Origin of the sequence: Halomonas sp. AOP7-B1-5 (assembly GCF_052353045.1) — a bacterium.
GTDB lineage: Bacteria > Pseudomonadota > Gammaproteobacteria > Pseudomonadales > Halomonadaceae > Vreelandella > Vreelandella colorata.
In genome coordinates, this window is sequence record NZ_JBQTDC010000029.1 from 47,015 (window position 1) to 58,588 (window position 11,574).

Sequence of the window (11,574 nt, forward strand, 5' to 3'; positions counted from 1 at the left end):
GCGTTAATTATATGGCTATTTATTTCCTATTCTTGTTTATTCTTTAGTCTAAATTATAAGCGCTTAGCGAGAATTTTAAGATTTAAAATCCTTTTGTAGCAGTGCGTTATCCATTTTATTTCATCCTTTTTGTCATGCTTGACCGATGTACTTTGCTCTGCTGAAATGTAATCCATTACATTGTGTTTTTCAGTACTGATTGCTGACGCCAAAACAACAAAATAAATGAGGTCGATGATGAAGACCCTTAAAGGGCCCGCGCTCTTTCTAGCCCAGTACATTGGTGACGAGCCGCCTTTCGATAGCCTGGAGCATATTGCGCGCTGGGCATCGGAGCTGGGCTTTAAAGCGCTGCAAATGCCCACGTTGGATAAGCGGTTTTTTGATCTTGAGCGAGCGGCAGAAAGCCAGGCGTATTGCCAGGAGATTCAGGCCCTTTTAGCGGGGTATGGTCTAGAGATTTGCGAGCTTTCCACTCATCTCCAAGGCCAATTGGTGGCCGTGCATCCGGTTTATGACAGCCTGTTTGACGGCTTCGCCCCGCCTGAACTGCACGGCGACCCGGTCGCACGTCAGGCCTGGGCTGTCGAGCAGCTAAAGCTTGCCGCGCAGGCCAGCGCCAATCTGGGGTTGAAGGCCCATGCTACGTTCTCAGGCTCGCTGCTTTGGCCGTTTCTTTACCCGTGGCCACAGCGCCCCGCTGGGCTGGTTGAAGATGGTTTTGCCGAGCTTGCCAAACGCTGGCGCCCTATTCTGGATGCCTTTGATGCCGCCGGTGTGGACTTATGCTTTGAGATTCACCCCGGTGAAGACCTGCACGATGGCGCGACCTTCGAGCGTTTTTTAGCCGCCGTGGACCATCACCCGCGCTGCTGCATGCTGTATGACCCTTCGCATCTGGTGCTCCAGCAGCTTGATCACCTTGCCTTTCTGGACCGCTATCACCCGTATATCCGCATGTTTCATGTCAAGGATGCCGAGTTTCATGCCTCCGCCCAGCAGGGCGTTTACGGCGGCTACACCTCCTGGGTCGAGCGGGCCGGTCGGTTTCGCTCCCTGGGCGACGGGCAGGTGGATTTCAAAGCGGTGTTCTCGAAACTGGCCCAGTACGATTTTGACGGCTGGGCGGTCATCGAGTGGGAGTGTGCGCTCAAGCATCCTGAGCAGGGCGCGGCGGAAGGCGTCACGTTCGTGAATGAGCACATTATCCAGGTGACCGACCGCGCGTTTGATGACTTTGCCGATGCCGGAACGGATCGTGAGGCCAACCGCACGCTGCTGGGTCTCGGCTAAACCACGCTCAGGGGTTAGATAATGACAACAACCAACGACACGCCACGCAGACTTCGCCTCGCCATGATAGGCGGCGGCCAGGGGGCCTTTATTGGCGGCGTGCACCGTATGGCGGCGCGCCTGGATGACCGCTTTGAGCTGGTAGCCGGGGCTTTTTCCTCTCAGACCGAGCGCAACCTGGCGACCGCCAACGAGTTAGGTGTTGATGGTCAGCGCCGCTATGCCGACTACGCAGCGCTGCTGAAAGGTGAAGCCGCCCGCGAAGATGGCGCCCAGGTCGTGGCGATAGTCACACCCAACCACCTGCATTACCCGGCGGCGCTGGCAAGCCTGGAAGCGGGCTTTCACGTGGTGTGTGAAAAACCCATGACGCTCAGCGTTGAGGAAGCTGAACAACTGGCGCAAGCGGCTGAGAAAAGCGCTCGCCACTTTGTATTAATGCACAACTATGCGGGTTATCCACTGGTTCAGCATGCCCGTGAACTGATTGCCCAAGGCGCGCTAGGGCAGCTTCGCCATGTGCAGGTCGAGTATATTCAGGAGTGGTTAAGCGAACCCCCGGAGGCCGATAACCGCCAGGCCGCCTGGCGCTTGGACCCCACCCAAGCGGGGGCTGCTGGCTGCCTGGGAGATATCGGCGTGCACGCGTTTCAGCTGGCCCAGTTTATAAGCGGCCAGCGCGTCAGTGAGGTAAGCGCTGAGCTGGTGACAGCGGTGCCGGGGCGGGCGCTTGATGATAACGTTCAGGCGCTGCTGCGCTTTAACGGCGGTGCGCGGGGCATGCTGTGGGCAAGCCAAACGGCAGCCGGTTATGAGAACGCGTTAACCATTCGTGTCATCGGCGAGAAGGCCAGCCTGCAATGGGCCCAGGAGCAGCCCAACGAGCTGTGGCTGAAACCGCTTAACGGGCCAAGCCAGCGCTTAACGCGGCGCGATGACTGGCTAAGTGCGAATATCGCTCAAGGCGTGCGCGTGCCGGGCGGGCATCCGGAAGGCTACATTGAAGCCTTTGCCAACCTGTATCAGGCGTTAGCTGATGGGCACGCGGCTGGTGAATATCCCGCTTGGCTACCGGGCATTGAAGATGGTGTGGATGGCATGCGCTTTATTAAGGCGGCGATTACTTCACACCAGGCGGCAGGAAGCTGGACGCCGCTGCATCTGAGTAAAGCGCCAGACGCTTCCGGGAGCGCCCCATGAGCGAGCCTATGTTAAAGCTTGAAGGGATCGGTAAAGCCTTCGGCCCCGTTCAGGTGCTAAATGATATTTCCCTTTCCGTTATGCCGGGCGAAGTGCTGGGTATTCTGGGGGAAAACGGCGCCGGGAAATCTACGCTATTAAAGATCATCAGCGGTATTTACACGCCATCGGTGGGTTCGATTCACCTGAATGGCCAGGTATTCAGCGCATTGGACCCGATCACGGCGCGTTTTCACGGCGTGGCGATGATTCCCCAGGAATTCAACTTAATCCCCACGCTGCGTGTTTACGAGAATGTCTTTCTCGGCCAGGAAGTACGCCGTCATGGTTTTCTTGACCACTCAGGCATGCGTAAACGCACCCAGGAACTGCTCAGCTCGCTTGAAGTGGACCTGGACCCTGAACTTCCCATCGAGCGGCTAAGCGTTGCCCAAAAGCAGATGGTTGAAGTGGCCAGGGTGCTGGTTAACGACGCGCGACTGCTGATTCTGGATGAGCCCACTACGGTACTGACCGACCGTGAAGTTGCGGTGTTGTTTAACGTGGTGCGTGCGCTGGTCGCCAAGGGCGTCACGATTCTGTTTATTTCTCACAAGTTAAAAGAGGTCAAAGATCTCTGTGATCGGCTGCTGATTTTACGCGACGGCCAGCAGGTAGAGCTGTGCGAGACCGCGACGCTTAATGAAGAGGACATGGCGCGCAAAATGGTCGGGCGTGAGCTGTCACAAATTTACCCTGAGAAGCTTGCGCAACGTACTGATAACACGCCGCCCGCGCTGCGGGTGCGGGGCTTGAGCCTTAAAGGCAAACTCAAGGACATCAACCTTGAGGTACGCCGTGGCGAAGTGCTGGGGCTTGCCGGGCTGGTAGGTGCGGGGCGCACCGAAATTGCTGAAACCATCATGGGGCTCCACCGCAAAGAGCAGGGCGAAATATTTATCGATGGCGAGCTTGTTGATCTTCGTTCGCCCAACGAAGCCCACGCCCACGGTTTGGCGTATCTGTCAGAAGACCGCCAGGGCAAGGGGCTGATTCTCTCGTTTAATGTCATGCAGAACATTACCGCTCTTAGCCTGAAACGCTATGTGCGCGGGTTTATCAAGCATCGTGCTGAACGGCGTCAAGCCAAACATTACCAGCAGCGCCTGGCCATCAAGGCATCCAACCTGGCGGCGCCGGTAAGCCTTCTGAGTGGTGGTAACCAGCAGAAGGTTTACTTCTCGAAGCTACTCGATATCGAGCCCGATATCCTGATTCTCGATGAGCCCACCCGCGGCATCGACATCAGCGCCAAGCAGCAGATTTATCGGTTGATTCGCGACCTTACCCAACAAAATAAAGCCGTTATCGTGATCTCCTCCGAGCTTGAAGAGATCATCGGTATTGCGGATCGGGTGTTGGTGATTCGTGAGGGGCAAATAGCCGTCGAGCTTAGCGGTGACGATATTAACGAAGAACAAATAATGCTGTATGCCGCAGGCGCACGACAGCACGCCAACCGTGAACAAGTGGGGAATCAAGATGGCTCAACCGCCTAATACCAAGACAATGGGGAGCGTTGCACGCCAAGGTCTGCGCAGGCTGCCCCTTAACGCGACGATTCTGGCCCCGCTGGTGGCGCTGATTTTGCTGTTCGTGGTGTCGTCCATCGCCAGCGAATATTTTCTGAATACGCGCAATATTTCCAACGTGATGCGTCAGGTTTCCTATACCGGCATTATCGCTATCGGCATGACCTTTGTGATTATCGCCGGCGGGATCGATCTGTCGGTGGGGTCGATGGTGGCGCTTGTAGGCGTGGTTATCCTGTATATCGTCAATAGCATTAGTGACCCCATTCAGGCGGTGCTTCTCGGCCTGTTGGCCGCTATCGCAGCGGGCGGGCTGTTAGGGCTATTCAACGGTTTGTTAGTCACCCGAGGGCGCATAGCGGCCTTTGTGGTAACGCTTGCCAGTATGTCGATCTTTCGCTCGCTGGCGCTCTACTTCACCGACGCGGCGGTGGTTTCTACCCCCAATCCGCACTTCTCAAGCGTGGGCGGCGGCTTCTTTCTAGGTATTCCGATTCCGGTACTGGTGTTCTTTGGCCTGGCGATCATCGCGCATGTGCTGCTGTTTCATACCCCTTACGGGCGGCATGTGTGCGCGGTGGGCGCTAACCCTCAGGTAGCACGCTATTCGGGCATTCGGGTTGAGCGCATTGTGCTCTCCACCTTTGTGATTGCGGGCATTTGCGTGGGGCTTTCGGCCATCATGCTGACCTCGCGGCTCAACTCGGTAAGCCCGAGCGATGCAGGTTATTTTTATGAACTGGATGCCATTGCTGCCGTCGTCATCGGAGGCACGGCGCTTTCCGGCGGGCGCGGCTCGGTATGGGGCACGGTCATCGGTGCGCTGATTCTGGGCATTATCAACAACATGCTTAACCTGACCGGCGTTTCCCCTTATTTACAGGGGCTGGTCAAGGGCGGCGTCATTTTGCTGGCGGTACTGCTGCAGTACAAGCGTGCCTGATTGGTTAATACGGGTTTTAAAAACGGTCTTTTCGGTCGCTATGCCCAAACAGGGCCGACGATCACACTGGGCGGGGTTGGCTCGCCCATCCACGATGTACGTTAGAAAGGGAGCAATAACAATGACACTATCACGCCTTTTCAAGACTGCCGCGCTGGCAACGGCCATAGCAAGCACATCCAGCCTGGCGCTGGCCGACGACTACCATATTGGCGTCACCGTACCCTCCGCTGACCATGGCTGGACCGCAGGCCTTTTGTGGTGGGCACAGCAAGCTGCCGACGACCTGAGTGAGAAGTATCCGGATGTGAGCTTTACGGTGCTTTCCGCCAACTCCGGCACGGCCCAGGTCTCTAACGTGGAAGATCTGATGATCCGCAACCTGGATGCACTGGTCATTCTTCCCCACGACCCGGCAACGCTTCAGGCGGTTATTTCCGAAGCTTATGACGAAGGCATCTACACCGTTGTGGTCGACCGCGAGCTTGAAACGCCTGCACAAAACGTCTTTATTGCGGGCGATAACCCAGGCTTGGGCGATCACGCCGCGCGTTATATCGCTGAAGAGCTGGGCGGCGAGGGCAATATTCTGGTGCTGGAAGGTCCGCCGATTCCCATCAACAGCCAGCGTGTCGATGCCTTTAATCGAGTGATGGAAAACTATCCCGATATCAATATCCTGGCCTCCCAAACGACCAACTGGAACCCCCAGCAGGCGCTTAGCGTAACGGAAGACCTGCTGGGCAGTAACCCGGAAGTGGATGCCATTTGGGCGGGTGACGATGACGTATTGATCTCGGCGCTTCAGGCGGTTGATGAAAACAACCGCGACGATATAAAGCTGATTGTGGGCGGTGGCGGTTCTCAGCGCGTGATCGAAATGATCCGTGACGAGCATCCGATGGTTAAAGGCACCGTAACCTATCCGCCGAACATGATTGCCTCTGCCATGGCGCTAGCGGTGCACGGTGTTAAAGGCGAGCATCTGGGTGATATGTACCACGGCGTGCCTTCACGGCTCATTCTTAACGCTGACCTGATCACCCTCGACAATGTAGAAGAGTACTACGAGCCAGAAGCGTCCTACTAAACGCCCCGGCCGCTAAACGCCCCGCCCTTGAGCTAGTGAATGGCCAAGGGCGGTGCGTTTTTTGTCTTGAGAGCGGCTTTAACGTTAGCGCTGTTCGCGTTCCAGGGGCAGAGCGTAGCTTGCGGTGATATGGGCAACCGGGCGGGTGTCATCCGCGGCGGAGAAAACCTGTACCTCGCCAACGCCTAATCGGCGGCCCAGCTTGATCAGTTTGGCGTGGGCGATAATGTCGTGTTCGCCTGAAGCGGCACGCAGGAAGTGGCAGTTGAAATCGCTGGTGACCGCCATGGGTTCAGGGCCGATTTGGGCCAGAATCGCCACATAAAGCGCTACGTCGGCAAAGCCCATCATGGTAGGGCCGGAAACCCGAGGGCCAGGGCGTAAATGCTCATAACCTACCACTAAGCGCATCGTGGCACTCATCTCGCCCACGCTTTCAACTCTGCCCATTCGCTGGGGAAATACTTCATCCAGAAAGTGTTCGATCTGTTCGACAGTCATGACGGTCATTATTGTTATCCTTCATAAAAAAGCCCCAAGGCATATGCCTTGGGGCTAGTTGTACCACGAAACCGATTTACTTGGCTTTATGCACCTGGCGCCACTCGTGAAGTAGCGGCTCGGTGTAGCCTGACGGCTGCACGCGACCCTTGAAGATCAGGTCAGAGGCGGCCTTGAAGGCGGTAGAGTCTTCGAAGTGACTGCTCATCGCGGTGTAAGTGGGGTCACCGGCGTTTTGCTCATCGACGACCTTGGCCATGCGCTTGAGGGTTTCTTCAACGCGTGGCGCATCCACAACGCCGTGGTGCAGCCAGTTGGCGATATGCTGGCTGGAAATACGCAGCGTAGCGCGGTCTTCCATCAGGCCCACGTCGTGAATATCCGGCACTTTCGAGCAACCCACGCCGTGCTCTACCCAGCGCACCACGTAACCCAGTATGCCCTGGCAGTTGTTGTCCAGCTCCTGCTGCTTCTCGTCATCGGACCAGTTGGCGTTTTCAGCCACCGGCACGCTGAGTAGATCATCCAGGAAGTCAGGCTCGCCCAGGTCTTCAAGCTCGCGCTGAATGTCGGTCACGTTCACTTGATGATAGTGCAGCGCGTGCAGGGTAGCGGCCGTGGGTGAAGGCACCCAAGCGGTGTTGGCACCGGCTTTGGGGTGGCCGATTTTCTGTTCGAGCATGTTGTGCATTAAATCGGGCATGGCCCACATGCCTTTACCGATCTGGGCGCGACCGCGCAGGCCGCAGGCAAGGCCTACCTGCACGTTGCTCTTCTCATACGCCGCGATCCATTTGGCGCCTTTCATATCGCCCTTGCGAACCATCGGGCCCGCTTCCATCGCGGTATGCATTTCATCGCCGGTCCGGTCGAGGAAGCCCGTGTTGATGAATGCCACGCGTGAAGAGGCCTCGGCAATACACGCCTTGAGGTTAACCGTCGTGCGGCGCTCTTCATCCATGATGCCCATTTTCAGGGTATCGCGGCTCATGCCCAGCAGGTCTTCCACGCGGCCAAACAGCTCGTTGGCAAACGCTACTTCAGCAGGGCCGTGCATCTTGGGCTTGACGATATACACTGAGCCGGTGCGCGAATTGCGCGGCTGATCGGCGTCTTTTTTCAGATCGTGCAGGGCAAGCAACGAGGTCACCACGGCGTCGAGAATACCTTCCGGCAGCTCGTTGCCATCCTCATCCAGAATCGCTGGCGTGGTCATCAAGTGGCCCACATTACGCACAAACATCAGTGAACGACCGGGTAAGGTTACCTTGCCGCCTTCGGTGGTGTTCCAGGTGCGGTCAGCGTGCAGCTTGCGCGCAAAGGTTTTACCGCCCTTGTCGATGCTCTCTTCCAGATCGCCCTTCATCAGGCCGAGCCAGTTGCTATACACACCGACCTTGTCTTCGGCGTCCACGGCGGCCACGGAGTCTTCGCAATCCATAATGGTGGTCAGCGCGGCTTCCACTACCACATCTTTCACGCCCGCTGGGTCGGTTTTGCCGATGGCGTGACTGGCGTCGATCTGGATTTCCAGGTGTAGGCCGTTATTGGCCAGCAAAATAGCTTCAGGTGCCGTCATTTCACCGGTAAAGCCAATCAGCTTGGCTGAATCTTTTAGCCCGGTTTCCCGGCCGCCTTCCAGCGTAACCACCAGATGGCCGTCGCGAATCGCATATTTAACCGCATCGCGGTGGGAGCCGGTGGCCAAGGGCGCGGCACGATCCAGAACGCCTCGCGCATAGGCAATGACTTTGGCGCCGCGCTTGGGGTTAAAGCTGGTGCCTTTCTCCGCGCCGTCTTCCTCGGAAATAGCGTCAGTGCCATAGAGCGCATCGTAAAGACTGCCCCAGCGCGCATTCGCCGCATTCAGGGCGTAGCGGGCGTTACTCACCGGCACCACCAGCTGCGGGCCGGCTTGAAGTGCTACTTCACGGTCCACGTTGGCAGTATTGGCTTTCACGTTGGATGGCGCGTCTACCAAGTAGCCGACCTGCTTTAAAAACGCTCGGTAAGCCGGCATATCGCTTATCGGGCCGGGGTTTTCACGGTGCCAGGTATCGAGTTTTTCCTGCAGCGCGTCACGCTCTGCTAGCAATTGACGATTTTTTGGGGTCAGATCATGAAACAGAGCATCGACACCGGCCCAAAAAGCGCTTTTATCCACACCCGTTCCGGGTAGCGCCTGTTCATTAATAAAACGGTCCAGCTCGGCGGCCACCTGTAAACGGTGGTGCGTGATACGCTCGCTCATGGGGAGTTCTCCTGTGAAGATGCCCGTGGATTGTTTGAAGGCCACAGTTAGAGTGAAAATATATTTATGGAAAATACTTCCATATCTGGTTGGGCATGTAAACAGCGTAGACCTTAAAGCAGTAAAATGCTCGACCAAATGATGAGAAGAGGCCCAGAGTGGCCTTCTTAAAATAATGGAAGTAGGGCGTTCACGGAGAGACAGGGATGCAGGATTTCCAGCAGTTGGAAGGCTTGTTTCGGCAAGCATCAGGCGAGTCAGCGTTCTCTCGATTAATACCGGGTGAGGCGCTTTGGAACATAGTGCAGGACTATTTCCTGCACTATGGCCTCGAAACACTATTGGAAGACACCGATGAGGTGCACGCAGGGTTTATCGATACCGGGCGCTTTAGCCTGTGGTGCCAGGTCTGGAGCCCGCCCAAGCCGTCCGGCACGGCGTTTGTGGTGCACGGCTACTTCGATCATTTAGGGCTTTATCGCCATCTGCTGGCGCACCTATTGGCGAAAGGCTGGCGGGTAGTGCTATGGGACTTACCGGGCCACGGTCTTTCAAGCGGCCCGCGGGCGGAAATTGAAGATTTCGACGACTACCAGCACTGCCTGACACATATGCAGAATACTCTGCAAACACTGAAGATGGCTCCTAAACCCTGGCTGGGGGTTGGGCAAAGCACCGGGGCCGCTATTTTGGCCACCGACGCGTTAACCCGCCGTGAGGCATCCGAGTGGGATGGCTTAGTGCTACTGGCGCCGTTGGTACGTCCCTGGCGGTGGAGCCAGGCCAGCTGGGTGCATTTAATCGCTAGCCCGTTTTTAAAAGAGCTGCCGCGCAAATACCGGCCCAACTCAACCGATGAAACGTTTACCGAATTTCTGCGTGACCGCGACCCGCTGCAGCCCGAGCGGTTGAGCGTTGCCTGGGTGAGCGCCATGCGCCGTTGGATGCCGCGCCTGCTGGCGCTAGCGCCTGTGGATATACCGGTGTTGATTTTGCAGGGCCAGCAGGATTTAACGGTGGACTGGGAATGGAACCTGAACATTCTGGCGGAAAAATTTACCGCCGCTGAGGTTCACTACCATCCAGATGCGCGCCACCATCTGGTGAACGAAGCAGAGCCGATTCGTCAGGTGCTGTTTGAAGCCGTTAATACGTTTATTGACCAGATGCCCGCCGGTAAGCCTGAGGCTACCGATCAATAAGCATTTACTTAAAGGAGTGTTAACAGATGACAGCAGCGCCCAAGGTATTAGTATTTGCAGGCAGTAGCCGTCAGAACTCACTCAATAAGCAGCTGGCCCGGCTAGTGGCTAAGCGTATTGAAGCGCTGGGCGGTGTGGCAACGTTCGTGGATTTAAAAGACTACCCGTGCCCCTTGTTTGATGAAGATATCGAAACCCAGGGCATGCCCGAGAACGTGCTTAAACTGCGTAAGCTATTGGCCGATCACCGGGCGCTGTTTATCGCCTCGCCGGAATACAACGGCTTTATCACTCCGCTTTTGAAGAACACGCTGGACTGGCTGTCTCGCCCTTATGAAGACACGCCGGGTCTGGCACTTTACTCAGGTAAATGGGCCGCGCTGGTATCGGCTTCCCCCGGCGGGTTAGGCGGCATTCGCGCCATGCCGTTGGCCCAACAGCTGCTCGCCAATCTGGGCTTGATCGTACTGCCCCAGCCCATGTCGCTCTCTAAAGCGCACACGGCTTTTGATGAAACGGGCTCGTTTATCGAAGAAGCCAATAGCAAAAAGCTGGATGCGCTCTGCCAGCGGCTGGTGGATATTCTGGTGCGTGCGAAGGATTAGGTTCTACTCAAGAATCTGTCAGCCAAGTCCATTTCAATCGCCTATCCAATTACCAAAAGTAGTTGGATAGATTGTGGTTGAATTGTTTATATGTTAATTATTATTAAGCCAATGCTAAAATAGCTGAATGGAGAATGAACAAGCAAAGAGCTTGGAAACGAAGGTTAAGAAGATGGTCTATAAATGAATAGAGATTTTCAATATTTGACAGAATTGATTGAAGAATTTTTTCGTCAGCGAAGAGTAGGTAGATCTTTAAGTATCATTGAAGAACAAAATATTACGGGGTGGGAAATCTGGTTTCAGGTTGAATTCGCCAACTTTCTCAGCCAGCATCACTCCATGCCTGAGTGGTGGCGCGAGTACGCTGTAGAGTTTGACCGGCGGAGGGAAAAGATGGGAGTTTTTTGCCGTCCTGATTTTATAATTCGTAAGAAAGGATGGCGAACAGATGCTTATGCGGCCTTGGAAGTAAAGCAGCATCCAGAGGCTAGCGTATGCTTCTCTAACATGATGAAAGATATTACAAAGATTGCCAAAATTAGAGCGTCCTCTTTGGATCTTAGATCTTTTTGGGTACTGGGGATCCATTTAAGAAAACCTAAAGCTGAGCTTTTTAATATGATTGAATCACGGCACGAGGCTGCCGGATTGCAGTTGTATGCCGATAATGTTCTTATCAAGTATATACCCAATAGTAAATATGCATTTTCCATATTCTGAAGTGGATAGTATGAATCTTCCTTTCCGGCCTGGGAGGGTCGAAGGGCTGTGTTAGCTGACGTTAGAAAAAGCTTGTGTGTAGTGGTTCAATAAAACCGGACACCAACGTAGGTGGTAATATTGCCACCATAAGCGAGGTGTCTGATGACCAAGAAACGACGTACTTTTTCGCCTGAATTTAAGCAGGAAGCTGCC

General features: G+C 55.3%; 10 protein-coding genes. 8 read left to right on the forward strand and 2 right to left on the reverse strand.

Features of this window, described 5'->3' with window-relative positions:
• Positions 1 to 237: 237 nt before the first annotated feature.
• The 5 genes from ACT3XD_RS14210 to ACT3XD_RS14230 all read left to right on the forward strand — a co-directional run bounded on the left by ACT3XD_RS14210 (position 238) and on the right by ACT3XD_RS14230 (position 6,097).
• The gene (locus ACT3XD_RS14210; RefSeq protein WP_192537532.1) at positions 238 to 1,293 is read left to right on the forward strand and encodes a sugar phosphate isomerase/epimerase family protein; all 1,056 of its coding nucleotides are present in this window, start codon (positions 238 to 240) and stop codon (positions 1,291 to 1,293) included.
• A gap of 21 nt (positions 1,294 to 1,314) precedes the next feature.
• The gene (locus ACT3XD_RS14215; protein WP_192537515.1) at positions 1,315 to 2,493 is read left to right on the forward strand and encodes a Gfo/Idh/MocA family protein; all 1,179 of its coding nucleotides are present in this window, start codon (positions 1,315 to 1,317) and stop codon (positions 2,491 to 2,493) included.
• Positions 2,490 to 4,031, forward strand: coding sequence for a sugar ABC transporter ATP-binding protein (locus ACT3XD_RS14220; RefSeq protein ID WP_192537516.1), 1,542 nt, complete (start codon positions 2,490 to 2,492; stop codon positions 4,029 to 4,031). The genes ACT3XD_RS14215 and ACT3XD_RS14220 overlap by 4 nt, the downstream gene beginning before the upstream one ends.
• Positions 4,015 to 5,007, forward strand: a complete 993-nt coding sequence (locus tag ACT3XD_RS14225) for an ABC transporter permease (protein WP_192537517.1) — start codon at positions 4,015 to 4,017, stop codon at positions 5,005 to 5,007. Before ACT3XD_RS14220 ends, ACT3XD_RS14225 begins: the two co-directional genes overlap by 17 nt.
• 121 nt (positions 5,008 to 5,128) lie before the next feature.
• Positions 5,129 to 6,097, forward strand: a complete 969-nt coding sequence (locus tag ACT3XD_RS14230) for a substrate-binding domain-containing protein (protein WP_192537518.1) — start codon at positions 5,129 to 5,131, stop codon at positions 6,095 to 6,097.
• An 84-nt stretch (positions 6,098 to 6,181) separates the two neighbouring features.
• On the opposite strand, the gene ACT3XD_RS14235 is transcribed toward ACT3XD_RS14230, so the two are convergent.
• Together ACT3XD_RS14235 and ACT3XD_RS14240 are read right to left on the reverse strand one after the other, a co-directional pair.
• Positions 6,182 to 6,607, reverse strand: a complete 426-nt coding sequence (locus ACT3XD_RS14235; RefSeq protein WP_192537519.1) for a PaaI family thioesterase — start codon at positions 6,605 to 6,607, stop codon at positions 6,182 to 6,184.
• 67 nt (positions 6,608 to 6,674) lie between these two features.
• Positions 6,675 to 8,849, reverse strand: coding sequence for a malate synthase G (locus ACT3XD_RS14240; RefSeq protein ID WP_192537520.1), 2,175 nt, complete (start codon positions 8,847 to 8,849; stop codon positions 6,675 to 6,677).
• Between the two features lie 206 nt (positions 8,850 to 9,055).
• Here ACT3XD_RS14240 and ACT3XD_RS14245 point away from each other — a divergent pair, with 206 nt between their 5' ends.
• The 3 genes from ACT3XD_RS14245 to ACT3XD_RS14255 all read left to right on the forward strand — a co-directional run bounded on the left by ACT3XD_RS14245 (position 9,056) and on the right by ACT3XD_RS14255 (position 11,379).
• A complete protein-coding gene (locus tag ACT3XD_RS14245) occupies positions 9,056 to 10,051 on the forward strand; it encodes an alpha/beta hydrolase (protein WP_192537521.1) in 996 nt (331 codons plus the stop codon).
• Between the two features lie 26 nt (positions 10,052 to 10,077).
• Entirely contained in the window at positions 10,078 to 10,656 is a 579-nt protein-coding gene (locus ACT3XD_RS14250; protein ID WP_192537522.1) for an NADPH-dependent FMN reductase, read from the forward strand.
• 183 nt (positions 10,657 to 10,839) lie between these two features.
• Positions 10,840 to 11,379: a hypothetical protein gene (locus tag ACT3XD_RS14255; RefSeq protein WP_192537523.1), complete on the forward strand. Its 540-nt coding sequence runs from the start codon at positions 10,840 to 10,842 to the stop codon at positions 11,377 to 11,379.
• Positions 11,380 to 11,574 lie beyond the last annotated feature (195 nt).